The organism is Agrobacterium sp. FDAARGOS_525 (assembly GCF_003938925.1).
GTDB lineage: Bacteria > Pseudomonadota > Alphaproteobacteria > Rhizobiales > Rhizobiaceae > Agrobacterium > Agrobacterium pusense.
On sequence record NZ_RKIU01000003.1, the window covers coordinates 66,922 to 93,295 of the forward strand.

A 26,374-nucleotide genomic window follows, 5' to 3' on the forward strand; every position below is an offset into this window, starting at 1 on the left:
TCGTCATCCGGTTCAACGGTTTGCGTGTCGTTTTCTTCATGCTGCAATAATGCGTGGCCACATCGCTTGTTCCGCAACGCACAGGATAATCTCGTCCAAATCCGCCAGCTCTCGCAATTCGATTCCGATTCAGGCGCAGATGGGCTAAAGCTCGTGTCCATCTTCAGCTTTTCCGATCCGACATGACAGACACGACGCATCCACGCCTGAATCCGCTGCATCTCGCCGCCGCCTTCGCCAGCGGTTGTCTTTTGACGCTGATGGTGCATTTCAACGGACAGCTGGCCCATTACGGCAACGCGCTGTTTTCTTCCTGGACGGCGCACGGCACCGGCACGGTGGCGGCGCTGGTCTATCTGGCTATCATGCGTTCGAAGAAAGACCTTTCGGCCCCGGCAAAACCGAAAGCGCCGCTCTGGGCCTATTGCGGCGGCGTTGTGGGTGCCGCGATCGTCATCCTCACCTCCACCGCCGTCAATTCACCGCTGGCGCTTTCGGGAACCATTGCGCTCGGACTTGGTGGACAGGTCATCTTCAGCCTTCTGGCTGATATTTTCGGTCTGTTCGGACTGCCCAGAAGAAAGCCGGACCTTCGGGACATGGCGGCAGTGGCGCTCATTCTATGCGGCAGCGCACTCATCATCCTTGTCGGGAGAACGGCATGATCGTCTGGATCGCCATGGCCTTTACCGGCGGCGTCTTCGTGGCGCTGAGCCGCCAGATCAACGGCCGGCTCAGCCTGTCAAACTCGCCGCTCATCGCGTCTTTCTGGAACCACATCGTCGGCTTTGCCGTACTGACCGTGATCGGACTCGTTGTCGGCGGCCTCATTCCACCGGGTGCGGCCGATGCACCTTGGCTTGCCTTTATCGGCGGCCCCATCGGCGTCGTCTTCATCGCTTCGGGAAGCTGGCTCATCCCCCGCATCGGCGCGGTCAACACCGCGCTTCTGGTCATAAGCGGCCAGATGGTCTCAGGTGTGATGCTCGATCTTTTCAGCGATCATCCGCCGAAAATCTGGGCCAGCGCTCTCGGCATCCTGCTCATTCTGGCCGGCATGGTGCTGACGCAGCGGCGCAGCCGTTAAATATTCGCGCAGTCACGAGTCGCTGCCGCGCGAGAACATGCCGAGCAGCGTCTTACCGCCGCTTTTACCACCGCTGCTCGCGAGCGTCGGGCGGTTGCCGTTCAGCTTCGGCACGACCACCATGCGCTTGACCTCACCGCGCTTGAAGGCCGCGAGGAAGCGGGAATAGTCGCGGAACACAACGCAGCCATTGGATTCGCCGCGTTTCGCCAGCATGTATGTATGAGCAAGAAGCCCGTCGCGGCCGTGCGGATTGACACCGTTTTCCGGCGTCAGGCGAATGGCTTCAACGCCGTGGAAGCGCGCCTCGCGCATTGTCAGCTTGTAGCTTGAAGGCGGTGTGGACCCGCGCATCTTGACGTGAACATAATCGGGATTGTCGCGCATCTTGCCGATACCGGAATGCGCTTCCAGTTTCTCGCCATTCGGCATGTGCACCACGCCGGAAGAAATATCGTAGATCGCCGTGCCATTGCCACGGTCAGGCCACGGAACCGCATCCATCTTGCTTGGCTCACGCATCGGATTATCCGGTTTCGCGAAGGCCAGCATGGCGCCGGTGCTCTGTTTCGGCGCCTGCGGCGCCCGCAGCGGAACCGGCGCAGCGAAAGCAGGCGCAGAGGCGACAGCGGGAACGCGCTCATCCGCCTTGGCCGTTGCCGCAGGACGCGGTGACGGCTCGACCGTTTGAGCTGTCGCGACATCAGGTCTGAAGCTCGGCAGCGGCACGTCGTCGGGGAGCAGACTGCTTGCCTCTTCCTCGACCTGCGGTCGGGCCAGCGCCACTTCGAATGCCGGATGCTGCGGAACGGCGCTCTGATAGGCAACCTCGGAGGTGCGTCCAAGCGCCGAATCGACGATCGCGGAAGGCTGAAGCGCGGCAAGTTCCTTGACGGTCGCCTGTCCTTTGGCGTTTGCCGCCGCGCCAAATCGTTCGCCGAATTCTTTCGCGCCGATCTCCGGCATGATGCCGGCAAGGCGGACGGCCTTCTGCTGGCCGTGACTGTGGTCGCTCAGGCGCGAAAACTTGCGGACGTGAATATCACGCGCCGCCGTGCGGGCAATCGCCGCCTCGGCGGTATCCAGCCTTGCCACAAGCGTCTTTTCAAATTGTCCGACGCCATGCGAGGCGGCGGCCATGCTGTGCAGCGAAGCGAAAGCGGCAAAGGCAAAAAGGCCGGCAAAGGCACCGCCACCAAGAAGCGCCGACATTCGCCCGAACGAGAAGGATTTGCCTCTCTTGAGGGAATGCGAACCGGCAAGACCGGCGCCGTTATAGGCCGCAGCAGAAAACGCCATGATACTCGTTACTCGAACCGTTCACGCATACCCGGCCGACGCCGGAGGGATTTTGGGACATCCGAAGAACGGGCGAACACCGGGCCGCTTTCGGAACTGACTGGTTCGAAGCATGACGAATTATGGTAACCAAAGTGTTTACGAGTCCCTGCAAAAATATTTCGTTAAGGTCTGCGCATTGTGGGGCTAAGGCAAAACAATGACTTACGCGGATACCGTGTGCTTGTGCACCGCGTGGTCCCGGGGAAGCGCCCTAATGGCGTCATTGGCCTTGAAAAATTTCCGCCGTATTGTCAGGTAATTTCCGACTTTGCCGGAAATTTGCTGGAAATGCGGCAGGAGTGCGACATGAAAGGTCGCTGCTCCCCACCACAGCACATGCCGGGCAGGCGGAAAAAGGCTTGATCCCCCAGGAGCAGCTTGGCATCCTGCCCGGAAAAGGGAGGCCATCATGAAGGCGTTGCTGCTCATCGATATTCAGAACGGTTTCTGCCCGGGCGGCAATCTGGCCGTTGCCGATGGAGACAAGGTTGTGCCCACTGCCAATGCCCTGATCGACAATGGCGGCTACGACCTCATCGTCGCCTCGCAGGACTGGCACCCGGAAAACCACGGCAGTTTCGCCTCGCAGCATCCCGGCAAGAAACCCTTCGACATGGGCGAACTCTCCGGCAAACCGCAGATGATGTGGCCCGACCATTGCGTGCAGGGCACGGCGGATGCGGAATTCCACCCGGATCTGAAGACGGAAGCTTTCGACTACATTCAGCAGAAAGGCGAAAACCCCGCTGTCGACAGCTATTCCGCCTTTCGCGACAACGACCAGGGCGCGACGACGGGGCTTTCCGATTATCTGACCCGACAGGGCGTGACGCAACTCGATGTCTGTGGCCTCGCCACCGATTATTGCGTCAGTTTTTCGGTGCTCGATGCGCTGGACATGCTGCCCGGCGTCAAGGTCCGCTTCATCGAAGATGCGAGCCGCGGCATCGACCCGCAGGGTATAAAAGCCGCGATTGCGACGATGCGTGAAAAAGGCGCGATCATTCTTAAAAGCCGCGACATCTTGCGCGATTAAAGGGAGCTGCGCCTACCAGTTTACCGATTGCCGTGCTCGCCACAGGAGCCCTTTTGATGGGCCTCTGCGCAGTGGGCGCATCAGCGCGGCTTCGGTTTCTCCAGCACGTCTATATCCCCCGCCGCGTCCTCAAGACGTCTCAGGATCGCCGCCTGCGCATCGCGAAGCCCCTGATTGTAGAACACATATCCCAATTCCTCCGCCAGAAAATCCACGAAGATCTCCGCCTGCAGAAGGCCGATTTCAGCTTCGGCTTCCCGGGCAAGATAGTCCCGGACACGTGCGGCCAACGCGGCCTTCTCCTGCTTCTCCAGCATCGATCTTCCATGGTCTGATTATTTAGCGGCGTCGGAAGAGGGCGATGAGACCGCCCGCCCGGCACCATACCGTAACGGAAGCTTCAAGTTAATCAATCGATCCATTCATGCAATTCGTTTGCCAGTCGGACGGGACGGCGATAGAGCGGCGGCAAGGAGTTCCAGAGATGTTCAATAAAGATTTTCGCGAGGGATTGAGGGGCGGTTTCCCGATCGCCCTCTCCGCCGCCCCTTTCGGTGCGCTGTTCGGCGCGGTCGCGGTCGATAACGGGCTGAGCGTCACCGAAGCCACGATCATGAGCGGCACCGTCTACGCCGGCGCAAGCCAGCTCGTCGGTATCGAACTGTTCGGCCAGAAGGTTGCCCCCTGGCTGATCGTTCTTTCCGTGTTCGCCGTCAATTTCCGCCATATCCTCTATTCCGCCGCCATCGCCCGAATGATCTCGAACTGGTCATTCCTGCAGAAGGCCGCCGGTTTCTTCGTGCTGGTGGATCCGCAATTCGCCGAATCGGTGAGGAAATACGAAAATACCGGCACGGTGGGCTTTTCCTGGTACATGGGCTTTGCGGCACCCGTTTATGTGCTGTGGCTGGCAATGACCATTCTCGGCGCATCGCTCGGCAATATGATCGGCGACCCGAAAGCCATCGGTCTCGATGTCCTGCTCCCGATCTATTTCATGGGCATGGTGCTGAGCTTCCGTCAGCGAGAAAATTTCTACCCTGTCATGCTGGCAAGTGCAGTCGGCGCAACGGTTGCCTATCACATCGTCGGTTCGCCGTGGCATGTCAGTCTCGGCGCCGTCGCCGGAATTCTCGTCGCGGTCCTCTATCCGCCGAAACCGAATGGCGCGACGAATTCTGAGAATGGGGTGGAAACGCCATGAGTAACGTTCTGCACGCAGATACGATTTTCCTGATCGCACTCGCCGCCATCGCCACCTATCTCACCCGCATCGGCGGTTATGTGTTGATGACGCGGATGAAATCCATCCCGCCGCGGATGGAGGCGGGCCTGAACGCCGTTCCCGTGGCGGTTCTCACCACACTCGTCGCACCCGCCTTTTTTGAAGGCGGATACGAGGTGAAGATCGGCATGGTGGGCGCCCTTCTGGTCTGCCTGCGCTTTCCCGGCCTGACGATGCTCGCCATCGGCTGGGCCATCGTCATCGCCATCCGGCATTTCGGGCTGCTTTAAGCAACCCGCTCCAATGGCTTGGTCGCCGCAACGAGCCACGCCTTGACTTCTTCGTCGGTTATCAGGGGAGAAAGCTTCTCCAGCACGCCTGCGTGGTAGGCATTTAGCCAGTTGAGCTCCTCGTCAGTTAAAAGTGCGGTGACCACCAGCCTTCGGTCAATGGGGCACCATGTCAGCGTCTCGAAAGAGAACATCGGCTGGTCGCCTCCGGCCACCTCTTCCGCCTCGCGCACATAGATGAGGTTTTCGATACGGATGCCGAAGGCACCGGGACGATAATAACCCGGCTCGTTCGACAGGATCATGCCGGGCAAAAGCTCCTGTGTCGACAGCCGCGAAATGCGCTGCGGCCCCTCATGCACCGAAAGATAGGAACCGACACCGTGGCCGGTGCCGTGGGCATAATCCGCGCCAGCTTTCCAGAGAGCGATGCGCGCCAGCGGATCGAGATCGCAACCGCGCGTTCCCTTTGGAAACCGTGCGGTGCTTATGCCGATCATGCCCTTCAGGACCAGCGTGAAGAAGCGCTTCTGCTCCTCCGGAACGGTGCCGATGGCAACGGTGCGGGTGATGTCCGTGGTGCCGTTGACGTATTGCGCACCGGAATCGACGAGGAACATCTCACCATCGGCAAGTGTGCGATCCGTATCTGTCGTGACGCGGTAATGGATGATGGCGGCATGTGCGCCGGCCCCGGAAATCGTGTCGAAAGAGACATCCTTGAGCGGGTTTTGCAGCCCCTGCCCCACCTTGACGCGAGCCGCCTCCAGCGCCTTGACGGCGTCGATTTCCGTCACCGTGCCGGGCTGCTGACGATCCAGCCAGCAGAGATATTCGACCATGGCCGCCCCATCCTGCACATGGGCGGCGGCGGAACCGGCAAGCTCAGCTCTGTTCTTGCGCGCGCGGGGCAGACGGACTGGATCGGCTTCCTCGATCAGGGAACCGCCCGCTGCGGTAATTGCGCCGGTCAGCGCCACTGGCGTCAGATCGGCATCCACCATCACCCGGCCCTTGGCGCTGGCAATGGCGTGCAGGCGATCCGCGATCTTCGACGGCGGCAATTGTGTCGCGAGCTGCGCCAGGTAGGCCTCGGCCTCGATGCCGGTTTTGCGCTTGTCGAGAAAAATATCGGCCCTGCCATCTGCATAAATGATCGCGCGGGCGAGCGGGTGCGGTGTATGCGGCACGTCGTTGCCGCGAATATTGAAAATCCAGGCGATTGACGAAGGGTCGGTCACCAGCAGTGCATCCGCCCCCTTTGCGGAAACGGTTTCCGCCAGTGAGGCAATCTTCTCCTTCGCCAGTTTGCCGGTAAATGCCTCTGGCTGGATGACGACGGGCTCCAGCGGTTCGGAGGGACGATCCTGCCACAGCGCATCGAGCGGGTTCTTTTCCAGAAGAACGATTGAACCGCCCTTGCCGGCGATCGCCTTGTCCAGCCGCTTCAATTCGGCGCCGGTGTGCAGCCACGGATCGATACCAAGCCGGAAACCCTTTGGAGCATGTTCGGCAAGCCAGACGGAAGGTGGCGCACCGACCAGATCACCACCAGTGAACACTGTCTGATCAACCTGCGAGCTTAGCTGCGTCGTATAGCGCCCATCGACGAATACCACCGCTTCCTTCCGCGTTACCAGTGCAATGCCGGCGGAACCGGTAAATCCGGTCAACCATGAGAGGCGCTCGGCGCACTCAGGCACATATTCTCCCTGATATTCATCGGCGCGCGGCACCAGAAACCCATCGATACCGAGGGCATCGAAACCGGCGCGCAGCGCCTCGACGCGAGCCTTGCCGAATTGCGGCGCGGATTTGTTTTCGAAGGTCTGGAACATGGGCATCTTTCGGGAACTGACATAGAGAAAGCTGTTTGTCGGCACCATCAAATCGTTGGCGCGCAACGACAATGCCACGCGGACAAAGCCGGTTTCAAGACATAAGTGATGCCCGGGATTGCGGTGATAAATTGGGCATATTTTGCGAAATAAGTAATACTGAAGGCCTAGTGATATGCAAAAAATGCATTCCTACCCTGATATATACCCTCTAACCAAACAAAAACACATCGCTTATATCAGGATCAACACAGCGAGAGAGATACTCTCCTGGCAAACAAGGATTTGAAGCAATGGCAAAATCTTTCCTCCGCACCGCCTTCGATCGCGTCGTTGAAGCACGCGAGCGTCAGGTCAGCCGTCATGTCAACGCCGCCCTTCTGAACCTCGACGATAAGTCGCTCGAAGCGCTCGGCATGAACCGCGCCGATCTGCGTCGCAAGGCAAAGTCCAGCTACGTATTCTGATTTTATCCGGCGCGGCATTCCTCCCTACCCCGCGTCCGGACAGGAATACGTCTACCCGCTTGAGCAAGCTCCTCCCAGGCTCGCGGGTTTTCAGGCGGCGCGAAAGCGCCGCCTTTTCTTTTGTCCGCAATAAATGTTGCGAGAGCTTCAGTCCTTGCGAAGATGCAGCGTCACCCAGCCATTGCGCCAGATGGTGCGGACATGGGAAAGCCTTGCGCCATTATAGGCGGAAAGCACCTTCCAGCGCTGTGACGCCAGAATGCCCGACAGGATGACAGTGCCGCCGGGTGCCAGATGCGTGACGAGCTGCGGCGCCATCTTGATGAGTGGCCGCGCGAGAATATTGGCGATGATGAGATCGAACGGGCCATGCTTGCGGAAGGCGTCCGAGTGAAAACCCGGCGCCGTCTCCAGCACCATGCCCGAGACAATGCCGTTAAGCCGGACATTTTCCTTCGCCACCCTCACAGCGACGGGATCGATATCCGTCGCAAGCACGGGAATAGGACGCATCTTGCGCACGGCGATCGCCAGAACGCCGCTGCCAGTGCCGAGATCGAGTGCGTTGCGCACGGGCCGCGCCCTCAGAACCTCTTCGATCATTTCGAGGCACCCCGCCGTCGTGCCATGATGGCCGGTGCCGAAAGCCTGTCCCGCCTCGATTTCGATGGCCAGATCGTTCGGCCGCACCTTGTCGCGATCATGAGCGCCGTGAACAATGAAACGCCCTGCCCGGACAGGCTTCAAACCTTCAAGCGATTTGGCGATCCAGTCGACATCAGGAACAATCTCCTTCTCGATGACAAGGCCCGGAAAGGCCGGCGCAAGCAGCGTACTGATGCGCTCGCGAAATTCCTCTTCCTGCTCCGCCATCAAATAGACAGAGGCTTCCCAGATGTCACGCTTCTCGTCCACCTCGGTCGTGGCGATGGCAACATCCTCCTCGCCGAAATAGTCCGACATCAAATCGAGAATTTCACCGGCCTTGATTTCGGTCGTGGTGACGTAAAGTCGGATTTCGCTCACGGCAGGCTGTTTCCTCTGGCTTCGGCTGTTCAATCTGCCTTTGCCACAAAACCGCACTCAGTCCAATAAGCCGAACGCAATTAAACCTTCGCGCCCTTCAGCAGATTCTGAAGCTTCTGCTCGGCAACATCGGGATTTTCACCATAGGCGATCGTTCCCGCAAAACGGCCATTGGCATCGAGAAGGATAACGGATGCCGTGTGATCCATGATGTAATCGCCATTCGGGTCCTTCTCATCCACCGGCACTTTTTTGGCATAGATGCGATAGCCTTTCAGCGTCTCGGCAATCTTGTCGGCCGGTCCGGTAATGCCGGTGATCCGCTTCGACACGTTGGACACATACTGCTGCATGATTTCAGGCGTATCACGCTCGGGATCAACGGAAACAAAATAGGCCTGCAGCTTGTCGCCAGCCGGATCCACCTTCTCCATCCAGCCATTCAGCTCGAACAGGGTCGTCGGGCAGACTTCCGGGCAATGGGTGAAACCGAAGAAAAGCGCTGTCGGCTTGCCCTGAAAGGCTTTTTCGGTAATCGGCTGACCCGTTTGAGCCGTCAGTTCGAACGGCACGCCATAGGCGGTCTCCACCATCTGCTCGCGGGTCTTCGTCATTTCGATCGTCAGCCAGCTGACGACGCCGGCTAGAACGAGCACGACCGCCCACAATACGATGCGAATATTTCTCATTGTCCAATCCTACCCCGAAAGCCTGCGCCGTGTCCGGGCGTCCGACAGACAGATAGCGAAGGACGGCGGCGACGGCAAATCAACTGGCCGTATTTGAGCCGACCGCGCTGATTTGTCACAAAGCCCGACGACGGCGCGGCGTCACAGGCACCAGGCGATACCGTTCTGCACGGCGGAAAGGAAAATATCGGTGCCGTGCCGCACCCAGCCGTCAAACGCAAGAAGCACGATGGCAAGCGAAGCCACCACGGAAAGTCCAGCCAGAATAAACTTCAGAGGATGGGAAACGAGCGCGTTCATGTTCCTATCATAGCCCGTCCACGCACAGTCGAAAACCGGTAAAATACTGGAGTTTGCCGTGGCGAGATGGAGAATTGTTAGGGAAAGTTTAAAATCTTGCCATGCATTATGACCCCAGCGGCTTTTCAAGCCTCGACATGATGTCTCCCGGTCCATTCTCCGGCCGCCGCATAAAGCTCAATCCTGCGTGGGCCTGTTAGAGAGCCATCAGAGGAAACCTGCCGTCATGTCCAACGCCATCAAGCAATCCGGCGCATATCTCGAAATCGTTTCCTTTCATCTGGGCGATCAGGAATTCTGCATCGATATCATGGCGATCCGCGAAATCCGCGGCTGGGCGCCGGTGACCCCGATGCCGCACACCCCGCCCTATGTTCTCGGCCTCATCAACCTGCGCGGCGCCGTCATTCCCGTCATCGACATGGCCGGCCGCCTCGGCATGAAAATGACCGAGCCCTCCGAGCGCTCCGCCATCATCGTTACCGATATCGGCGGCAAGCTGGTCGGCCTTCTGGTGGAACAGGTCTCCGACATGATGACCATCCGCTCCGAAGACCTGCAGCCCGCGCCCGATATCATTCCGGAAGAACAGCGCAGCTTCTGCCGCGGCATTGTCGCGTTGGAAAAAAGCATGGTCTGCTTCCTCAACCTCGATACGGTTATCGCCGACGAACTGGCGCGCGAAGCCGCGTAATCCACGGCATCGACATGGCAATTGCGGGGGCGAGACTTACGGCTTGCCCTTTTCCCATGTCACCTGCTGGTTATAGAGCGGCACCGTCGATATCGCCATCTTGGCGGAACCATCGGTCAGTTCCCGCGCGTGCACCAGATAAATCAGTGTATCATTGGCCTTGTCGTAGACGCGGCTGACGACGAGTTTCTTCCAGACCAGCGACATCCCCTGCCGAAATACCTCTTCGCCGCCCTTCGAAAGATTGATGTCACCAATCTCCACCGGCCCGGTCTGGCTGCAGGAAATGGCGTTGTTGGAGGGGTCTTCGAACCAGTTGCCGTTTTTCAGCCGGTCGATGACGCCACGCTCGAAATAGGTCACATGGCACGTCACGCCTTTGATCTTCGGATCAGCGATCGCCTCTATCATGATATCATTGCCGATCCAGTCGACGCCGACCTCGCCAACGACCTGCGAATTCGCCGCAGTCACCGGAAGCAACACCAGAAAGCCCGCAAACAAGCCCGACAGAGTTTTCTTTGTCATCGCATCTTCTCCGTTACGCTGCTTCAAACATAGGTGGAAGCCACCGTTACGCAACCCGGGCGGCAGGCCGTTTTTTCATGCTGCACGGCTGGTAGCCCGTGGCGGTAAGTCGCCCGGCCACCATGCCGATTTTCTCGGGCAGATCGCGGATATGGGCGACACTCAATGCCTTGGCCGCCGCAATCGACGCGGCCGCGCAGACAACGGCATCTTCCGCGGCATTATGGTGCACGAAACGCAGCTGAAGGTGATGAGCGATCACATTCAGCTTGTGCGAGACCAGATTGGGCCAGACATGCCGGGCGATCTTGACGCTGCACAGATAGGAAAGATCGGGATAGGACTGTCGATATTTGTCGAAGGACGCGCGCATGACGCTGAAATCAAAGGCGGCATTGTGGGCTATCATCGTCGCACCATGGAAGTCGTCGATGAACTCCTCCATCACCTCGGGAAATTCGGGCGCATCCTCGACATCGGCAGGGCGGATGCCGTGCACGGCGATGTTGAAGGGCGAAAACCGCATGTCCTTCGGCCGGATCAGCCGTTCCTCGACACGAACGATCGCCCCGTCTTCTATCCAGGCAAGGCCGACGGAGCAGGCGCTGCCCCGCTCTTCATTCGCGGTTTCGAAGTCGATGGCGATGGTTTTCAAGAGTGATTCCCGTTGTTTCTTCCGGCATAAACCGGATCGGCCTCAAAGAGAACCGGCTTCGCTGGAATGCGCTTCCGAAAGCATCCAGTCGATGAGCGTCACGAGATCGGGATTATCGAGCATACGCCTGGGATAAACGAGGAAATAGGCGAGCGTGCTGGCCATGTCCTTACCGAATGGCGCAATCAATGCACCTTCGGCAAGCTCGCGGGAAACGAGCGAACGCCGGGTCAGTGCAATGCCATGCCCGGCCTTGGCGGCATCCAGCGCGCCGTTGCTGTCGATGAAAACGGTGCCGCCGGACGCGTCGACTTCCGCTGCACCTGCCGCTTCCAGCCAGCGCCGCCATTCATTGCGGTTTTCATCATGCAGCAGCGGGACCGATTTCAGATCGCCCGCTTCCCGTAGCGGGCCGTATTTTTCAAGAAGCTGGGGCGAGCAGACCGGCAACGTGCTGTCATCAATGAAGCGGATGCTCTCAAGCCCTTCGTACCGTCCGAAACCGTGCCGGACGGCCAGATCGACGTCGTCCCTCGAAAAATCCACCAATCGGTTCGTGACGCTGATGCGCACATCCACCTGCGGGTGCTGCTGCTGGAAGGCGGGCAATCGCGGCATCAGCCATTGCACGGCGAAGGTCGGTGTGCAGCTCAGCGTCAAAACGGTGATCTCAGACCGCGCTGTCAGCTCCGCCGTCGCCTCGCGCATCATCCGGAAAGCGGTGCGAAGCGCGCCGTAATAACGCTCCCCCTCGCGCGTCAGCTGGATGCTACGCGGCTTGCGAAAAAACAATTGCACACCAAGCCGCGCCTCCAGCTCCCGGATTTGCAGACTGACGGCGCCGGGCGTGACATTCAACTCGTTGGAGGCAAGCGTGACGCTGCGATAGCGCGCTGCGGCCTCGAAGGCCTGCAGCCCTTTCAGAGACGGGAGTTCGGTGGACATGATTTAGCTCAACTCAATTATCGAACGAGAAACAATCGTTTGAAAACACCATAAAACAGAGAGTAAATGGACGCAACAAGACACAACGCGACGTGAAAACCATCACCTCCGAGCTTGAGATTAACTCAACCAATATCGGGTGGATGGCGGGGATCCCGTCTGCGATCATGTCGATGCTCATGCGTTGGAGATGATAATGGCGATACAGAAACAGATGGATGCCCGCGAATGGGCGATGCTTGTCGCGCTTTCGCTCCTGTGGGGCGGTTCGTTCTTTTTCATCGGTGTTGCGGTCAAGGAACTGCCTCCCGTCACCATCGTCGCACTGCGTGTTACCCTTGCGGCAATCGCGCTTCAGATCGTCTGCCGCATCATGGGCCTTCGCCTGCCGAGGCAATGGGCGGTGTGGCGCGCCTTTTTCGGCATGGGCCTTCTAAATAACATCATTCCATTCTGCCTGATCGTCTGGGGCCAGACCCATATTGCCAGCGGACTTGCTTCGATCCTCAATGCCACAACGCCGCTCTTCACGGTTATCGTCGCGCATTTTCTCACCACTGATGAAAAGATGACTGGCAATAAGCTGACCGGCGTATTGGTCGGCTTCGCCGGCGTGGCGACCATGATCGGCCCTGCCGCCTTTACCGGCTCATCCGGCCTCTGGGGCCAGATCGCCGTCCTCGGCGCGGCTATCTCTTATGCCTTCGCGGGCATATTCGGCCGCCGCTTCAAGGCCATGGGCGTGCCGCCGCTGATGACCGCTACCGGCCAGATTTCCTCTTCGGCACTGATGCTGATCCCGGCCGCCCTTCTCATCGACAAACCATGGACACTCGCCATGCCGAGCCTCGGCACGTGGGGCGCGCTTGTCGGCATCGCACTGCTCTCGACGGCGCTCGCCTATCTCATTTTCTTCCGCATTCTTGCCAGCGCCGGCGCCACCAACCTTGCCCTCGTCACCTTCCTCATCCCCGTCAGCGCCATCCTGCTCGGTTCCCTGCTTCTAGGGGAGCAACTGGAAGTGAAGCACTTCGCCGGCATGGCGATGATTGCTGCGGGTCTTGCGGCGATCGACGGCAGGCTGCCGTCAAAACTCAGAAGCCTGCTGCGCAACGCACCTGCTTGACAGAATTACACGGCAAAAGCATTGTGCGCCCATGATCGCGAAGCAGAACACCACCCGTCGTCACACCATCACCGGCCACCCGGCAGGGGAAGGTATGTCGTCGCGTTAAGCGATCCATTTCCACCCTGCCAGTCGAGCAGGGTTCGCACTCCTGCTCCCATACGCCCGAGGAGACAGGCATGCAGACTGTGAAATTTGCCGATAATGAAGATTCGCAATTCAGCTTGAATGAAGTCGTCCTGCGCGCCGCGCGTCTGGACGACGCTGAAGCCCTGACAGAAATGTTCAACCTGCCCGGCGTCCGTCACGGCACGCTTCGACAACCATTTCAGTCGGTTGAAAAAACACGAAAATCGATGGAGAACCGCGGCCCAAACGATATCGCCATCGTTGGCGAATGGCGGGGAAAGATCGTTGCCAATGCAGGACTGTTCCGCAGGGCAGGAAGACAGTCCCACATCGCCGATCTGGTAATCAGTGTCCACGACGATTTTGCCGGCAGAGGTGTCGGAACATATATTCTGGCGGCTTTGATCGACACCGCCGATAATTGGCACGATATCCGCCGCATCGAACTCAACGTCTTCACCGACAATCTCCCCGCGATCCGGCTTTACGAGAAATTCGGTTTTGAACTTGAAGGCACCCTGCGCAACGACGCCTATCGAGATGGCAAATACGTTGATGCCCACGTGATGGCACGACTTCGATAGTCGGTTAGCTGCGCAAGTGGTCGGCAAACACTTCCCGAATGGTCCGGCGCGACCATTCGGCCATTTTTTCGTTACGGCCGCGCTCGGCATCCAGAACGATCAGCGCCTTCCAAAAGGCCCACCCGCGCCCGCGCTGCCATGTGGCCTCATCCAGATCGAGCGCTCTGCGAAAAACAGCCCGGCTTTCAGCATCAAGCACATTCCACGCGAGAATGAGATCAGAAGACGGATCGCCTACGCCGGAACTGCCGAAGTCGATGACGGCCGAAAGCCTGCCATCCTTCACCAGCAGATTGCCCTCGGCAATGTCGCCATGCACCCACACCCGCTGCTTTTGCCAATGACTCGAAAGCGCAAGCTGCCATACCTCGATAGCCAGCGCCTGATCAACCTCATCGGCAAGCCGCGCCGCCGAGGCCTTCGCTTCCCCGTCATAGACTGCAAGCGAGCCCCCGCGATGAAAGTTATGCGCCCCTGCGACCGGGCCATCCACAGCATCCGCCTCGTGTAATGATTTCAAGAACGTGGCGACATCAATGGCAATGACCGACAGATCGACCTTCTCCAGATGCTGAGCAAGCGGTTCCCCTTCGAGCCAGCGATAGACCGACCAACGAAACGGATAACCCTGCCCCGGCTGCCCGAGCGCTACTGGAGCAGGGATCGGAAAAGGCAGGAAAGGCGCAAGCGTTGGCAGCCATCGATGCTCCTTCTCGACCTGCGCCACGTAACGGGTGGCGCTCGGCATGCGGATGAGCATTTCATCGCCAAGGCGAAAACTGCGATTGTCCCAGCCGCTCAGCTCCACCGGCCGAACATCTAACGCCGCCCATTGAGGAAACTGGCTGTCAACCAGCGCCCGGACCTGCTCTGCGCTGACGACGATGCGGTCATCCATGCCTTACCCTCCGTCTCAGGCACAAGCTCTAGCGGCAGAGGACAATATTTCCATGACGCCCCTCAGCCGCCGATCAGCGCCAGCCACTCGTCCTCATCCATGGTCTGCACGCCCAGTTCCGCCGCCTTGGCAAGCTTGGAGCCCGCTCCCGGCCCCGCCACCAGAATATCGGTCTTTTTCGAAACGGAACCGGCAACCTTGGCGCCAAGACTTTCCGCCCGGGCCTTCGCCTCGTCGCGGGTAAACTTCTCCAGCGAGCCGGTAAACACCACCGTCTTGCCTGCCACCGGGCTGCCTTCCGCTGAAGGCTTTTCCGCCTCTTTCGGACGAAGTTCCCTTATCAGCCGATCGATGACGTCGAGATTGCGTGGCTCCTTGTAGAACTCGATAATGGCGCGGGCCACCACCTCGCCGATGCCGTCGATGGCGTTAAGCTCGGCCCACGCATCGCTTGCGGGATCCGCCGCCGCCTTCATGCTTTCTTCGAAATGGTCGTAAGTGCCATAGGATCGCGCCAGAAGCTTCGCCGTAGTCTCACCCACATGGCGGATGCCCAGCGCGAAGATGAGCCTGTGCAGATCGATCTCGCGGCGGGCATCGATGGCGTCGAACAGCTTCCTGACGCTGACCTTGCCGAAACCGTCGATATTTTCGAGCTTGGTCAGATGAGAAGCATCCTGCCGCGCCTTCAGCGTGAAGATGTCGGGTGCGGTCTTGATCGAGAGCGCAGGATCGTCACTTTCGAAGAAGAAATCGATCTGCTTGGTGCCCAGCCCTTCGATATCGAAGGCATTGCGCGAGACGAAATGTTTCAGGTGCTCCACTGCCTGGGCCCGGCAGACGAAACCGCCGGTGCAGCGCGTGACAGAATCGAGCTTGCCGGTCTTTTCATTACGCTCCCGCACCGCATGGCTGCCGCAGACAGGACATTTTTCCGGGAAGGCGTATTTTGCCGCCCCGGCCGGTCGCTTTTCCAGAAGCACGTCCAGAACCTGCGGAATGACATCGCCGGCCCGCTGCACGATAACAGTGTCGCCGATGCGGATATCGTGATCTTCCGGGCGGATGCGCTCACCGCTATTCCCGATGCCCTCGATATAATCGGCGTTGTGCAGCGTGGCATTGGTAACGACGACACCGCCGACAGTGATGGGGGTAAGACGCGCGACCGGCGTCAGCGCGCCGGTGCGGCCAACCTGAATTTCGATATTTTCAACCGTCGTGAAGGCTTGCTCTGCTGGAAATTTATGCGCGGTCGCCCAGCGCGGGCTGCGCGAGCGGAAGCCCAGCCGTTCCTGCAGATCAAGCCGGTCGACCTTGTAGACCACACCGTCGATATCGTAATCGAGATCGGGCCGCGCAACACCGATTTCATTATAATGCTCAAGCAATTGCTGGGCGGACGTGAATCGCTTCATCAGCGGATTAACCGGGAAACCCCACTGCCTGAACTTCTCGACGATGCCATATTGGGTATCAGCAATCCGCGTCGGTTGACCGCCATTCGAAACCTCGCCGAGGGCGTAGGCGAAAAACCGCAGCCTGCGTTTCGCCGTCACATTGGCGTCCAGCTGACGCAGGGAGCCGGAGGCAGTATTGCGCGGGTTCACGTAGGTCTGCTTGCCTTCCGCTTCCATCTGGGCGTTGAGCGCCAGAAAGTCGCTTTTGGCCATATAGACCTCGCCGCGCACTTCCACCACATCGGGCGCATCGGCGGGCAGCTCGTTCGGAATTTCCTTGATGGTCCTGATATTGGGAGTGACATTTTCGCCGGTCGTGCCGTCACCGCGCGTCGCCGCTGTCTTCAGCCTGCGGTTTTCGTAGCGGATGGACATGGAAAGCCCGTCGATCTTCGGTTCCGCAGTGAAAGCAATGGAGTCATCAGGCAGATGCCCGAGGAAACGATAAACCGAACTGACGAAGTCGCGCAGATCTTCTTCCGAGAACGTATTGTCGAGCGACAGCATCGGTCGCGCATGCACGATGGGCGCAAAGGTCGGAAGCGGCGCGAAGCCTACTTTTTTCGATGGGCTGTCGGCCCGCACCAGCGCCGGGAAATTCGCTTCGATGGCGTCGTTGCGCCGCTTCAGCGCGTCATACTCCGCATCGGAAATCTCCGGCGCATCCTTGCCGTGGTAAAGCGCGTCATGGCGGGCAAGCTCGGCCGCCAGAAATGCAAGCTCCGAAGAGGCTTCAAGCTCGGTGAGGTTTTCAACGGGTTTCTGGTCTTTCGACATGACGGCCTCTTTTCGGAATTACCGAACGCTTTTAGCCGAAATAACAAACATTAAAAACAGTTTTGCCGCTGAGCTCACAATGCCGAAAGGCACTGCACTGGCATTGCCGCGAAGGGTCAGTCCTTGGCCGCGAGAAGACGAGCGGCAGCAGCCCTCGCCTCGTCCGTCACGGACGCGCCAGCAAGCATACGGGCGATCTCTTCGGTGCGGTGCTGCGGCTCCATCGTGGCGACGCGCGTGGCGATACGCTCGCTTCCATCGCCGGACGGACCCTTTGAAATGAGAAGATGGGTCGCCGCCCGTGCCGCCACCTGCGGCGCATGGGTGACGGAAAGGACCTGCACGGTTTTGGACAGGCGGCGCAGCCGCTGGCCGATGGCATCCGCCACCGCGCCACCGACACCCGTGTCGATTTCGTCGAACACCAGAGTCGGTGCCGAACCGCGATCCGCCAGCGCCACTTTCAGCGCCAGCAGGAAGCGGGACAATTCGCCGCCTGATGCGACCTTCATGATCGGACCTGGGCGCGTGCCCGGGTTGGTCTGCACGTGGAATTCCACCGTATCGATGCCGTCGGCCGTCGCCTGCTCGGGATCGGAGGTGACCTCGACGGTAAACCGCGCCCGCTCCAGCTTCAACGCCGGAAGCTCGGACATGACAGCGTTGGAAAGCGCTTCCGCTGCATTACGGCGTTTGTCGGAAAGCGACTGCGCGGCACGGTCAAAATCAGCCTTCACGACGCCGAGATTGGCCTCGAGCTTGCCAAGCTTTTCTTCGCCGGCGTCGAGATCGGCGAGATCGGCCACCATTTTTTCGGCGAGAGCGGGGAGGTCTGGCACGGCGACATTATATTTGCGTCCGGCGGCGCGCAACGCGAACAGCCGCTCCTCCACCCGCTCCAGCTCGCGCGGATCGAATTCTGTGCGGCGCAGCGCCGCTTCCACTTCCATCTGCGCATTGGAAAGATTGTCCAGCGCGGCATCCAGCAATTGCACGGTGTCTTCCAGCAGGCCGGGAGCCTCGTGGCTCTTGCGCTCCAGACGCCGCATCATGGATGCTATGACAGGCACGGGCGAAGCATTGCCGTTCAGGAACTCGCTGGCTTCAGCAATATCGCCAGCGATGCGTTCGGATTTTTGCATCACCGCCCGGCGTTCGGCCAGTTCATCCTCCTCGCCATCGCGCGGCGAAAGAGTTTCCAATTCCTCGACGGAAGAGCGCAGGTAATCCGCCTCTCGCGCCGCAGCCTCGACTTTTGCGCGATGCGTCTTTAAGGCCCGGTCAGCATCTTTCCAGGTGCGATAGAATGCCTGAACAGCGCGAGCCTCTTCGCTCAGCCCGGCAAAGGCATCCAGCAGCGTGCGGTGCGCATCCGTATCGACAAGCGCACGATCATCATGCTGGCCGTGAATCTCGACCAGCATCTGACCAAGCTGGCGCATCATCTGCACGCTGATGGCCTGATCGTTGATATAGGCCTTGGTGCGCCCGTCGGAAGATTGCACGCGGCGGAAAATCAGGTCGCCATCGTCATCGAGACCGTTTTCGCGCAGGAGAAGCCGTGTCGGATGATTGTTCGGCACCTCGAAAGTCGCGGTGACCTGCCCCTTTTCCTCCCCGTGGCGCACAAGGCCGCCATCGCCGCGGCCGCCAAGCGCCAGCGAGAGACTATCGAGAAGAATGGATTTGCCCGCACCCGTCTCGCCCGTCAACACGGAAAGGCCCGCCTCGAAACCGAGGTCGAGCCTTTCGATGAGAACGATATCGCGAATTGAGAGCTGGACCAGCATGGCCTATGCCCCGTCTCAGGCGCCGATGAGCTTCTTGCCGGCGCGCGAAATCCAGGACCCCTTATTCTCACGCGGCTCCAGGCCCTGGCCCTTCAGCAGCTTGTAGGAATCCGCATACCATTGGCTGTCGGGATAGTTGTTGCCGAGAACGGCAGCCGCAGTCTGCGCTTCGTCCACCAGGCCCATCGCGTAATAGGCTTCCGTCAGACGCGCCAGCGCTTCCTCGATCTGGTTGGTGTTCTGGTACTGCTCGACGACGATGCGGAAACGCGAAACGGCGGCGAGATATTCCTTGCGCTCAAGGTAATAACGACCGACCTGCATTTCGCGGCCGGCAAGCTGATCGCGGGCGAAACGGATCTTGGCCTGCGCATCCGCGACATATTCCGAATCGGGATAGTCGTTGACGACCTTGTTCATCGCCTCAACTGTGCGCTGCGCGGCGCGCTGGTCCTGCGTGACGTCGGAAATCTGCTTCGAATAGGCAAGACCGATCATGTACTGAACGTAAGCGGCGTCCTTGGAACGCGGATATTGCCGCAGGAAACGGCTACCGGTGGTGATTGCCACATCGTTCTTGTTGGTGCGCGTGGCAATGAAGGTCTGCATGACAAGCGCCTTCTGGCCCCATTCGGTGAAGGGGTACTGCTTGTCGATCGCCTCGAACTTGCGTGAGGCTTCCGTCATATTGCCTTTGTTCATGTTCGCCAGCGCTTGCTTGTACAGAACGTCAGGCGGATCGGTCTCCATGCCAAGCTTGGTGATGTCGATATCGGGATCGGACTGGCAGGCAGTGACGACGACGCTCGCGCCGACCAACATCAACGAAACGGCGATCCCCCGCATCGTACCCTTCATTGCACCAGACCCTACATGCTTCATTCGACAGTTCCCACTTCCCGCGCAAATACATAAGCATCGGCTTTGTATTGGCGTTCTAGCCATAAAAGCATCCGCAGGGCAACGCAATGATGACGCATTAACGCATTTTTATGGCATCACCCCATGCAATCGCACGATTATCCGGCGATAATTTGCAACTTCCTGCTCCGTCTCACGAAAAAGCCGCCCCGAAGGAGCGGCTTTTTCTGTCAATTGACAGCCTTCAAAAGACCTTATGCGGACCAGGGCGCGAATTCGGGCATATTGACGGCCACAAATTCGCGGGCGCGCACCATCTGGTTGCGTGCGGCCGGAGCCTCTACGATCTCGTAAGCCGTACGGTCGCTCAGCAGGGCCTTCAGCGCATTGGCATTGACCTTGTGACCACCGCGATAAGAACGGTAGCAACCGATGAACTGAGCGCCCGCAAGTGCCAGGTCGCCCACCGCGTCAAGCGTCTTGTGGCGGACGAACTCGTCCTTGGCGTAACGCAGGCCTTCCATGTTGATGACGCTGTTGTCGTCGGAAATGACAACCGAATTCTCAAGTGAGGAGCCCAGTGCATAACCGGCGGCCCAAAGGCGCTCGACATCACGCATGAAGCCGAAAGTACGGGCACGCGACAGTTCGTTCTTGAACGTCTCTGCCGTCAGGTCACCCTTCCAGGACTGCTTGCCGATCAGCGGCGTGTCGAAATCGATGTCGACCTCGAAGCGCGTACCATCATAGGGACGGAACTCCGCCCAGGACGCACCCGAATCGATACGCACCGGCTTGGTGACCCTGATATAGCGGCGCTTCACGCCAAGATTCTTGATGCCGACCGATTCGATCGCTTCAATGAAGGGAGCAGAGCTGCCATCCATGATCGGCGCTTCCGGACCGTCTACCTCGACGACAAGGTTGTCGAGGCCCATGGCGTAGATGGCGGCCATGACATGCTCGATCGTCGCTACTGACTGGGAAAGCGAACGGCCAAGCACGGTGCACAGATCGGTATTCCCGACATTGGCAGACACTGCCTTCAGCTCGGTGACGCTGCCATTGTCATGGAGGCGATGGAAGACGATGCCCGTTCCAGCTTCTGCGGGCTGGAACGTCATCGAGACCGGATTGCCGGAATGCACGCCAATGCCTTTAAGCTGAACGGCATGTGCGATAGTTGTCTGAAATCCGAGCAGTCCGATAGTCATTAGTGTATGCCTTTTTTGCAAACCGCGCCGCTTGGGGCCAGCGCCGTTCAAGTTTTCAAGCCGGGTTTTAACGACCGGCGAAGTCAGTCTGTTCCTTTACCCAGCCTCATACATACGCACATGTACGTGCCACGACAAATCACTGTTCGTTTCGGATTGTTACATGCGTAAGTAGCTGACAACGCTAATTAATTTAGTGTTAATAACGTAAAATAAACAAAACGCCCGGATCGTCGGATCCGGGCGTTTCGAGAGGCTAATGGAATCGCCCTCAGTTGGACTGGCGGCGCAGGAAGGCCGGGATTTCCAGCTGGTCATCATCGTGGTGGCTGGACGATGCAGGCGTTGCACGGCCGTGATCGTCGAGCTGGCCGCGACGCGGTGCGTAGAGGCTTGCTTCCGGCGAAAGCGGTGCGCGGCGCTGCGGCGCCATGCTCGGCGCATCCATCATGTCGGAAGGAACTTCTTCTTCTTCGCGGCGACCAAGCGAGTTGGTGATGCGCTTCAGAAGACCCATCGGGCCACGCTCTTCCTGGGCAGCAGGAGCGGCATGGGTGCGGTGGTCCAGCTCGGCCTTCACGACCGGCGGGAAGTCTTCGACCTTCGGCATGCGAACCGGCTCAGGCTGACGGGCAACCGGTGCAGGTTCCTGATAGACAGGAGCCTGCGGCTGCTGCATGCGCGGTGCCGGAGCAGCATGCTGTTCCGGAGCGTGATAGACCGGTGCCGGAGCAACCGGAGCCGGAGCGGCCTGCTGAACCGGCTGGGCCGGACGAAGTGCCGCCGGTGCTTCAGCCGGAGAGGATGCGAACAGCTTGCTCTGCGGACGGAAGTCCTGGGCCGGCTGCTGGTGTGCGGCAAAACCGAGTTCACGTTCCATTTCGGCTTCTGCCGAACGGATGGTCTGGGCGATCGGGTCTACGGCCTTCGGTGCCTGCGAAACTGCGGCAGGCTGTGCTGCGGCCGGAGCGGGAGCAACGGCCGCGGAAGGACGGATAAGCGGCTTTGCAGCGGCGGCTGCGGCGCGCATTTCGGCAACGTTCTGTTCGCCGACGCCCGCAACGCGGTCAATGCCGGTTGCAACGACGGAGACGCGGATGAGGCCTTCAAGCGCTTCATCGAAGGTTGCGCCGAGGATGATGTTCGCATCCGGATCAACTTCTTCGCGAATACGGGTCGCAGCTTCGTCGACTTCGAACAGGGTGAGGTCGCGACCGCCGGTGATGGAGATCAAGAGGCCCTGCGCACCCTTCATCGAGGTTTCGTCGAGCAGCGGGTTGGCGATCGCCGCTTCCGCAGCCTGCATTGCGCGGCCCGGACCGGAAGCCTCGCCGGTGCCCATCATCGCGCGGCCCATTTCGCGCATGACCGAACGGACGTCGGCGAAGTCGAGGTTGATGAGACCTTCCTTCACCATCAGGTCGGTAATGCAGGCAACGCCGGAATAGAGAACCTGGTCGGCCATGGCGAAGGCGTCCGCAAAGGTCGTCTTGTCATTGGCAATACGGAAGAGGTTCTGGTTCGGAATGACGATCAGCGTATCGACGGACTTCTGCAGTTCCTCGATGCCCTGTTCGGCAAGACGCATGCGGCGGCCGCCTTCGAAGTGGAAAGGCTTGGTGACGACGCCAACCGTCAGGATGCCCTTGTTGCGCGCAGCCTGCGCGACGACGGGAGCAGCACCGGTGCCGGTGCCGCCGCCCATGCCGGCGGTGACGAAGCACATATGCGTGCCGTTAAGGTGATCGATGATCTCGTCGATGCATTCTTCAGCGGCAGCGCGCCCGACTTCCGGCTGGGAACCGGCGCCGAGACCTTCAGTGACGTTGACGCCGAGCTGAATGACCCGATCTGCCTTCGTCATGGTCAGCGCCTGGGCATCCGTGTTGGCGACAACGAAGTCGACGCCCTGGAGGCCAGCCGTGATCATGTTGTTGACAGCGTTACCACCACCGCCACCGACACCGAAGACGGTGATGCGTGGCTTCAGCTCTGTGATATCAGGCTTCTGCAGCTGTATCGTCATTTTAACATTCCTTCTTTCTCTGGCCGCATCGCCCCGCTGGCCGATTCTTGAAACTCAACTCTGAAACCTCCGGCTTGCGCCCCGAGGCTACTCAAAAACTCTCTTTCAGCCATTGCCCCACCCGGGCTATCCGGCCGCTACCGTTACCAAACGGCGAGAACATTCCGCCTTGCGCCGCATGAATTTCGATGTCCGCCACCTGCGGATAGATCATCAGTCCGCAGGCGGTTGAAAATGCCGGGCCCTTTGCCGCGACCGGAAGACCAGCCACGCCCATGGGGCGGCCGATGCGAACGTTGCGGGCAAGAATGCGCCGCGCCGTTTCCGGCAGCCCCGTCAGCTGGCTCGCGCCGCCGGTCAGGACGACGCGCTTGCCGACGATGGGGCTGAAGCCGGACTTCTGGATACGATCACGGATCAATTCCAGCGTCTCTTCGATACGTGCCCGCACGATGCGGGTAACCAATGCTCTTGAAACTTGCGATGGTTGATCGCGATCATCTTCGCCAATCGGCGGGATCGAAATCATGTCGCGCTCATCCGCGCCATTCAGCAAAGCCGAACCATGCACCACCTTCAGTCTCTCCGCATCTTCGATTCGTGTCGAGAGGCCTCGTGCAAGATCTGTCGTGACGTGATGGCCGCCAAGGCCGATCGCGTCCGTATGGATGAGCCGGCCCTCGGCAAAAACCGAGATCGTCGTCGTGCCGCCGCCCATGTCGATGGCGGCGCAGCCGAGTTCGACTTCATCGTCCACCAGTGCGGCAAGACCGCTGGCATAGGGCGTCGCCACCATGCCCTCGACGGAAAGATGCGCGCGGTTGACGCAAAGTTCGAGGTTCTTCAGCGCCGTGCGTTCGACAGTCACCACATGCATGTCAACGCCGAGAAGATCGCCGTACATCGACAGCGGATCGCGGATACCGCGCTCGCCATCCAGCGAATAGCCCGTCGGCAGCGAATGCAGGATCGCCCGGTCCTGACGCATGGACTGCTGGCTTGCCGCCACCAGAACCTTGCGCAGATCGCTTGCTTCCACTTCCTGCCCGCCGAGATCGATGCTCGCGGTGTAGATATCGCTTGCTAGTCTTCCTGCCGAAACATTGACGATCAGGCTGTCGACGGTCAGGCCCGCCATGCGCTCAGCCGCATCGACTGAAAGACGGATGACGCCTTCCAGCGCGTCGAGGTCAGCAATCACGCCAGACTTCACGCCGCGCGAACGCTGGTGGCCGATGCCGATGATTTCGACCTTGTGGGTGCGGCCAGGCAGGATTTCGCTTTCCTGACGGGGCGTCAGCCGGCCGATCATGCACACGACCTTGGTCGAGCCGATGTCGAGCACCGAAACGATGTGGCTGCGCTTGGAAGAAAGCGGCTTCAGACGAGGCAGACCGAAATGGGAAGAACCGAAAAAGCTCATGTGTTCTTCTCCGCTTTCTTGAGAGCCTTGGTGCGCGCATCGACGGCAGCCTGGCGGCGTTCGGCGGCACCTTCGGTCAGTTGGATCGTCGTACGGTCGGACAGGCGCAGGTCCACGGCAGCGACATCGCGCGACAGAACTTTCTCTTCCAGATCGAGCCGCGCGAGCAACTGCAGCGCCTGCGGCAGGTTTTCTTCTGGCAGCTTGACGACGATGCCGTTGTCGAGATGCAGGTCCCAGCGGCGGCCGGCGATACGCACGTAGGCTCGGACGCGGCTGCGGATTTCCGGCCAGTCAGCCAGCTGCTCGACGAAACCGGCAGCACCGGTTTCCGCGTCGCGGCCGACGAAAAGCGGCAGCGAGGCAAACTTGTTGTCACGCAGCGGCGCAATGACACTGCCGCTCTTTTCGATCAGCGACAGCTCCGAGCCGTGCTGCCAGATGCCAAAAGCCTCACGCTCCTTCAGACGAACCTCGACCGTCTTCGGATAGATCTTGCGGATATCGACATCCTCAACCCAGGGAAGCTGCACCAGCTTGCGGCGCGCGGCGTCGATGTCGAGCGCGATCAGGGACGTGCTGCCATCGAGACCGAGAAGCTGGAAGACATCGATTTCGGAGGTCTGCAGGTTGCCGGAGACCTTCACGTCCTCAACGGCGAAACCGGCCGCGGAGGTCGTTGCCTGCGTGACGATATTCGTATGGCCGCCGAGCGACATGCCATAAAGCCCGGTCGCCGCATAAAAGGCGACGGCCGCAATCGTACCGGTATGGGCGGGAATGTGGATACGTCCGGTCGCAAGGCTGACGCCGAAACGCACGACGCGACGCAGCGGACGCGGCAACACCATGCGATCGTCGGCACTGGCCGCCGCCGCGAATTGCTCGCGCTTTTTTGCCGTCGACTTTTTGCCGATCACCGCAAACACGAAGCGTCCTCCACCATCCAGCTGACAAGGTTACCAAAGGAGCGGCCAGCATGGGCCGCCATTTCAGGCACCAGGGAGGTCGGCGTCATGCCCGGCTGTGTATTCACTTCAAGCCAGATAACTTCGCCATCTTCTGAGAAACGGTCGTCGTAACGAAAGTCTGAACGGCTTACGCCACGGCACCCGATCGCCCGATGCGCCATAACCGCCAGTGTTTGAATTTTTTGGTAAATTTTCGGTGAAATTTCTGCGGGAATGACATGTTTCGAGCCACCAGCAGCGTATTTCGCATCGTAATCATAGAAATTGTGACCGAGCGGCACCACTTCGGTGACGCCCAGCGCCTCGCCGTCGAGCACCCCGCAGGTCAGTTCGCGGCCATGTATATAACGCTCGACCATGACATGGTCGCCGTATTTCCATTCAGAGGACGTGAGTATCTGCGGCGGGTGCGACTGATCTTCCTTGACGATAACGACGCCGAAGCTCGAGCCTTCGCGCACCGGCTTCACCACATAAGGCGGCGCCAGCGGATGTTCGCTGGTGAAATCGAAGCGGTTCATGACTCGCTCGGCGGCGACAGGAATGCCGGCAGCAGCAGCAACCTTCTTGGCCTGCGCCTTGTCCATGGCAAGCGCCGAGGCGAGCACGCCGGAATGGGTATAGGGAATGGCGAGATATTCGAGGATGCCCTGAATGGTGCCGTCTTCGCCGAAGGGCCCATGCAGCGCGTTGAAAGCGACGTCCGGGCGCAGCGCATCAAGCACGGCGGCGACATCGCGGCCGACATCGACACGGGTGACCTTGTAGCCCTCGTCTTCCAGAGCCTGCGCGCAAGCGTTGCCCGACGACAGGCTGACCGGCCGCTCCGACGAAAATCCACCCATAAGAACAGCTACGTGCTTGCCGCTCATCGATACCTCTGACACCAACTCTCCGTTACGGACCACGCTCCGAACCGACCGGATTTCACAAACCGGTGATTCTGGCACATGACCCTTGAGACCAGTTAAACGCCATTAAGGTTAATGAATCG

Annotated in this window: 27 protein-coding genes; 9 read left to right on the forward strand and 18 right to left on the reverse strand. The window is 59.6% G+C overall.

Annotated elements, in window-relative coordinates; translation table 11 throughout:
- The first annotated feature begins 182 nt into the window (after positions 1–182).
- Together EGT36_RS01530 and EGT36_RS01535 are read left to right on the forward strand one after the other, a co-directional pair.
- Positions 183–665: a DMT family transporter gene (locus EGT36_RS01530; RefSeq protein WP_004442751.1), complete on the forward strand. Its 483-nt coding sequence runs from the start codon at positions 183–185 to the stop codon at positions 663–665.
- Entirely contained in the window at positions 662–1,087 is a 426-nt protein-coding gene (locus EGT36_RS01535; protein ID WP_022556583.1) for a DMT family transporter, read from the forward strand. Before EGT36_RS01530 ends, EGT36_RS01535 begins: the two co-directional genes overlap by 4 nt.
- Positions 1,088–1,099: 12 nt before the next feature.
- Here the strand turns inward: EGT36_RS01535 and EGT36_RS01540 are convergent, their stop codons facing one another.
- Positions 1,100–2,386, reverse strand: coding sequence for a DUF2778 domain-containing protein (locus EGT36_RS01540; RefSeq protein ID WP_125269976.1), 1,287 nt, complete (start codon positions 2,384–2,386; stop codon positions 1,100–1,102).
- Positions 2,387–2,837: 451 nt separating this feature from the next.
- On the opposite strand from EGT36_RS01540, the gene pncA reads away from it, so the two are divergent.
- Positions 2,838–3,464 (forward strand): bifunctional nicotinamidase/pyrazinamidase, encoded by a 627-nt coding sequence (gene pncA, locus EGT36_RS01545; RefSeq protein ID WP_034498807.1) that lies wholly within the window; start codon positions 2,838–2,840, stop codon positions 3,462–3,464.
- 80 nt (positions 3,465–3,544) lie between these two features.
- Here the strand turns inward: pncA and EGT36_RS01550 are convergent, their stop codons facing one another.
- Entirely contained in the window at positions 3,545–3,781 is a 237-nt protein-coding gene (locus EGT36_RS01550; protein ID WP_006697775.1) for a DUF2164 domain-containing protein, read from the reverse strand.
- A 167-nt stretch (positions 3,782–3,948) separates the two neighbouring features.
- Between EGT36_RS01550 and EGT36_RS01555 the strand changes: the two genes are divergently transcribed.
- On the forward strand, positions 3,949–4,668 hold the full coding sequence (locus EGT36_RS01555; protein WP_037089909.1) for an AzlC family ABC transporter permease: 720 nt from the start codon (positions 3,949–3,951) through the stop codon (positions 4,666–4,668).
- Positions 4,665–4,979: an AzlD family protein gene (locus EGT36_RS01560; RefSeq protein ID WP_004442758.1), complete on the forward strand. Its 315-nt coding sequence runs from the start codon at positions 4,665–4,667 to the stop codon at positions 4,977–4,979. The genes EGT36_RS01555 and EGT36_RS01560 overlap by 4 nt, the downstream gene beginning before the upstream one ends.
- Here the strand turns inward: EGT36_RS01560 and EGT36_RS01565 are convergent.
- Positions 4,976–6,817, reverse strand: coding sequence for an aminopeptidase P family protein (locus tag EGT36_RS01565; RefSeq protein WP_037089980.1), 1,842 nt, complete (start codon positions 6,815–6,817; stop codon positions 4,976–4,978). The genes EGT36_RS01560 and EGT36_RS01565 overlap by 4 nt on opposite strands.
- A 293-nt stretch (positions 6,818–7,110) precedes the next feature.
- Between EGT36_RS01565 and EGT36_RS30400 the strand changes: the two genes are divergently transcribed.
- Positions 7,111–7,284: a hypothetical protein gene (locus tag EGT36_RS30400; RefSeq protein WP_003522343.1), complete on the forward strand. Its 174-nt coding sequence runs from the start codon at positions 7,111–7,113 to the stop codon at positions 7,282–7,284.
- 147 nt (positions 7,285–7,431) lie between these two features.
- Here EGT36_RS30400 and EGT36_RS01575 read toward each other — a convergent pair whose 3' ends face one another.
- From EGT36_RS01575 to EGT36_RS30405, 3 genes are all read right to left on the reverse strand, one after another.
- The gene (locus tag EGT36_RS01575; RefSeq protein WP_004442762.1) at positions 7,432–8,310 is read right to left on the reverse strand and encodes a 50S ribosomal protein L11 methyltransferase; all 879 of its coding nucleotides are present in this window, start codon (positions 8,308–8,310) and stop codon (positions 7,432–7,434) included.
- Positions 8,311–8,390: 80 nt separating this feature from the next.
- Positions 8,391–8,999, reverse strand: a complete 609-nt coding sequence (gene sco, locus EGT36_RS01580; RefSeq protein WP_125269977.1) for a cytochrome oxidase assembly protein Sco — start codon at positions 8,997–8,999, stop codon at positions 8,391–8,393.
- 141 nt (positions 9,000–9,140) lie between these two features.
- Positions 9,141–9,299 (reverse strand): hypothetical protein, encoded by a 159-nt coding sequence (locus EGT36_RS30405; protein ID WP_167378199.1) that lies wholly within the window; start codon positions 9,297–9,299, stop codon positions 9,141–9,143.
- Between the two features lie 226 nt (positions 9,300–9,525).
- On the opposite strand from EGT36_RS30405, the gene EGT36_RS01585 reads away from it, so the two are divergent.
- Positions 9,526–9,993, forward strand: coding sequence for a chemotaxis protein CheW (locus tag EGT36_RS01585; RefSeq protein ID WP_003522339.1), 468 nt, complete (start codon positions 9,526–9,528; stop codon positions 9,991–9,993).
- 36 nt (positions 9,994–10,029) lie between these two features.
- Here EGT36_RS01585 and EGT36_RS01590 read toward each other — a convergent pair whose 3' ends face one another.
- The 3 genes from EGT36_RS01590 to gcvA are packed head-to-tail and all read right to left on the reverse strand — an operon-like array spanning position 10,030 to position 12,121.
- Positions 10,030–10,521: a CreA family protein gene (locus EGT36_RS01590; protein WP_004442768.1), complete on the reverse strand. Its 492-nt coding sequence runs from the start codon at positions 10,519–10,521 to the stop codon at positions 10,030–10,032.
- 46 nt (positions 10,522–10,567) lie between these two features.
- Positions 10,568–11,176: a 3'-5' exonuclease gene (locus tag EGT36_RS01595; protein ID WP_004442770.1), complete on the reverse strand. Its 609-nt coding sequence runs from the start codon at positions 11,174–11,176 to the stop codon at positions 10,568–10,570.
- A gap of 42 nt (positions 11,177–11,218) precedes the next feature.
- Positions 11,219–12,121 (reverse strand): transcriptional regulator GcvA, encoded by a 903-nt coding sequence (gcvA, locus tag EGT36_RS01600; RefSeq protein WP_037089906.1) that lies wholly within the window; start codon positions 12,119–12,121, stop codon positions 11,219–11,221.
- 196 nt (positions 12,122–12,317) lie between these two features.
- On the opposite strand from gcvA, the gene EGT36_RS01605 reads away from it, so the two are divergent.
- Complete coding sequence (locus EGT36_RS01605) at positions 12,318–13,247, forward strand: DMT family transporter (protein ID WP_037089904.1); 930 nt, start codon at positions 12,318–12,320, stop codon at positions 13,245–13,247.
- Between the two features lie 179 nt (positions 13,248–13,426).
- A complete protein-coding gene (locus EGT36_RS01610) occupies positions 13,427–13,960 on the forward strand; it encodes a GNAT family N-acetyltransferase (RefSeq protein ID WP_035209694.1) in 534 nt (177 codons plus the stop codon).
- Positions 13,961–13,964: 4 nt separating this feature from the next.
- Here EGT36_RS01610 and EGT36_RS01615 read toward each other — a convergent pair whose 3' ends face one another.
- The 9 genes from EGT36_RS01615 to EGT36_RS01655 form a co-directional block, all read right to left on the reverse strand.
- Positions 13,965–14,858 carry an aminoglycoside phosphotransferase family protein gene (locus EGT36_RS01615; protein WP_125269978.1) on the reverse strand — a complete coding sequence of 298 codons (894 nt, stop codon included), beginning with the start codon at positions 14,856–14,858 and terminating at the stop codon, positions 13,965–13,967.
- A gap of 62 nt (positions 14,859–14,920) precedes the next feature.
- Positions 14,921–17,095 carry an NAD-dependent DNA ligase LigA gene (ligA, locus tag EGT36_RS01620; protein WP_037089897.1) on the reverse strand — a complete coding sequence of 725 codons (2,175 nt, stop codon included), beginning with the start codon at positions 17,093–17,095 and terminating at the stop codon, positions 14,921–14,923.
- Between the two features lie 116 nt (positions 17,096–17,211).
- Entirely contained in the window at positions 17,212–18,885 is a 1,674-nt protein-coding gene (recN, locus tag EGT36_RS01625) for a DNA repair protein RecN (RefSeq protein ID WP_037089895.1), read from the reverse strand.
- Positions 18,886–18,900: 15 nt separating this feature from the next.
- Complete coding sequence (locus EGT36_RS01630) at positions 18,901–19,767, reverse strand: outer membrane protein assembly factor BamD (RefSeq protein WP_125269979.1); 867 nt, start codon at positions 19,765–19,767, stop codon at positions 18,901–18,903.
- A gap of 233 nt (positions 19,768–20,000) precedes the next feature.
- Positions 20,001–20,960 (reverse strand): UDP-3-O-acyl-N-acetylglucosamine deacetylase, encoded by a 960-nt coding sequence (gene lpxC, locus EGT36_RS01635; RefSeq protein WP_004442781.1) that lies wholly within the window; start codon positions 20,958–20,960, stop codon positions 20,001–20,003.
- Positions 20,961–21,231: 271 nt separating this feature from the next.
- On the reverse strand, positions 21,232–22,986 hold the full coding sequence (gene ftsZ, locus EGT36_RS01640; RefSeq protein ID WP_037089889.1) for a cell division protein FtsZ: 1,755 nt from the start codon (positions 22,984–22,986) through the stop codon (positions 21,232–21,234).
- Positions 22,987–23,077: 91 nt separating this feature from the next.
- Positions 23,078–24,409 (reverse strand): cell division protein FtsA, encoded by a 1,332-nt coding sequence (gene ftsA, locus EGT36_RS01645; RefSeq protein ID WP_004442783.1) that lies wholly within the window; start codon positions 24,407–24,409, stop codon positions 23,078–23,080.
- Positions 24,406–25,338 (reverse strand): cell division protein FtsQ/DivIB, encoded by a 933-nt coding sequence (locus EGT36_RS01650; RefSeq protein ID WP_022556596.1) that lies wholly within the window; start codon positions 25,336–25,338, stop codon positions 24,406–24,408. The genes ftsA and EGT36_RS01650 overlap by 4 nt, the downstream gene beginning before the upstream one ends.
- Entirely contained in the window at positions 25,326–26,252 is a 927-nt protein-coding gene (locus EGT36_RS01655; protein ID WP_004442785.1) for a D-alanine--D-alanine ligase, read from the reverse strand. The genes EGT36_RS01650 and EGT36_RS01655 overlap by 13 nt, the downstream gene beginning before the upstream one ends.
- Positions 26,253–26,374 lie beyond the last annotated feature (122 nt).

Excerpts from the sequence above, each read along its gene's own strand:
- EGT36_RS30400 (WP_003522343.1), top strand. The coding sequence starts at position 7,111 with ATGGCAAAATCTTTCCTCCGCACCGCCTTCGATCGCGTCGTTGAAGCA.
- EGT36_RS01530 (WP_004442751.1), top strand. The coding sequence starts at position 183 with ATGACAGACACGACGCATCCACGCCTGAATCCGCTGCATCTCGCCGCC.
- EGT36_RS01615 (WP_125269978.1), bottom strand. The coding sequence starts at position 14,858 with ATGGATGACCGCATCGTCGTCAGCGCAGAGCAGGTCCGGGCGCTGGTT.
- EGT36_RS01550 (WP_006697775.1), bottom strand. The coding sequence starts at position 3,781 with ATGCTGGAGAAGCAGGAGAAGGCCGCGTTGGCCGCACGTGTCCGGGAC.
- EGT36_RS01540 (WP_125269976.1), bottom strand. The coding sequence starts at position 2,386 with ATGGCGTTTTCTGCTGCGGCCTATAACGGCGCCGGTCTTGCCGGTTCG.
- EGT36_RS01610 (WP_035209694.1), top strand. The coding sequence starts at position 13,427 with ATGCAGACTGTGAAATTTGCCGATAATGAAGATTCGCAATTCAGCTTG.
- lpxC (WP_004442781.1), bottom strand. The coding sequence starts at position 20,960 with ATGACTATCGGACTGCTCGGATTTCAGACAACTATCGCACATGCCGTT.
- pncA (WP_034498807.1), top strand. The coding sequence starts at position 2,838 with ATGAAGGCGTTGCTGCTCATCGATATTCAGAACGGTTTCTGCCCGGGC.
- EGT36_RS01565 (WP_037089980.1), bottom strand. The coding sequence starts at position 6,817 with ATGTTCCAGACCTTCGAAAACAAATCCGCGCCGCAATTCGGCAAGGCT.
- ftsA (WP_004442783.1), bottom strand. The coding sequence starts at position 24,409 with ATGAGCTTTTTCGGTTCTTCCCATTTCGGTCTGCCTCGTCTGAAGCCG.
- sco (WP_125269977.1), bottom strand. The coding sequence starts at position 8,999 with ATGAGAAATATTCGCATCGTATTGTGGGCGGTCGTGCTCGTTCTAGCC.
- EGT36_RS30405 (WP_167378199.1), bottom strand. The coding sequence starts at position 9,299 with ATGAACGCGCTCGTTTCCCATCCTCTGAAGTTTATTCTGGCTGGACTT.
- EGT36_RS01560 (WP_004442758.1), top strand. The coding sequence starts at position 4,665 with ATGAGTAACGTTCTGCACGCAGATACGATTTTCCTGATCGCACTCGCC.
- ftsZ (WP_037089889.1), bottom strand. The coding sequence starts at position 22,986 with ATGACGATACAGCTGCAGAAGCCTGATATCACAGAGCTGAAGCCACGC.
- EGT36_RS01585 (WP_003522339.1), top strand. The coding sequence starts at position 9,526 with ATGTCCAACGCCATCAAGCAATCCGGCGCATATCTCGAAATCGTTTCC.
- EGT36_RS01630 (WP_125269979.1), bottom strand. The coding sequence starts at position 19,767 with ATGAAGCATGTAGGGTCTGGTGCAATGAAGGGTACGATGCGGGGGATC.
- gcvA (WP_037089906.1), bottom strand. The coding sequence starts at position 12,121 with ATGTCCACCGAACTCCCGTCTCTGAAAGGGCTGCAGGCCTTCGAGGCC.
- EGT36_RS01535 (WP_022556583.1), top strand. The coding sequence starts at position 662 with ATGATCGTCTGGATCGCCATGGCCTTTACCGGCGGCGTCTTCGTGGCG.
- EGT36_RS01590 (WP_004442768.1), bottom strand. The coding sequence starts at position 10,521 with ATGACAAAGAAAACTCTGTCGGGCTTGTTTGCGGGCTTTCTGGTGTTG.
- EGT36_RS01555 (WP_037089909.1), top strand. The coding sequence starts at position 3,949 with ATGTTCAATAAAGATTTTCGCGAGGGATTGAGGGGCGGTTTCCCGATC.
- recN (WP_037089895.1), bottom strand. The coding sequence starts at position 18,885 with ATGCTGGTCCAGCTCTCAATTCGCGATATCGTTCTCATCGAAAGGCTC.
- EGT36_RS01605 (WP_037089904.1), top strand. The coding sequence starts at position 12,318 with ATGGCGATACAGAAACAGATGGATGCCCGCGAATGGGCGATGCTTGTC.
- EGT36_RS01655 (WP_004442785.1), bottom strand. The coding sequence starts at position 26,252 with ATGAGCGGCAAGCACGTAGCTGTTCTTATGGGTGGATTTTCGTCGGAG.
- ligA (WP_037089897.1), bottom strand. The coding sequence starts at position 17,095 with ATGTCGAAAGACCAGAAACCCGTTGAAAACCTCACCGAGCTTGAAGCC.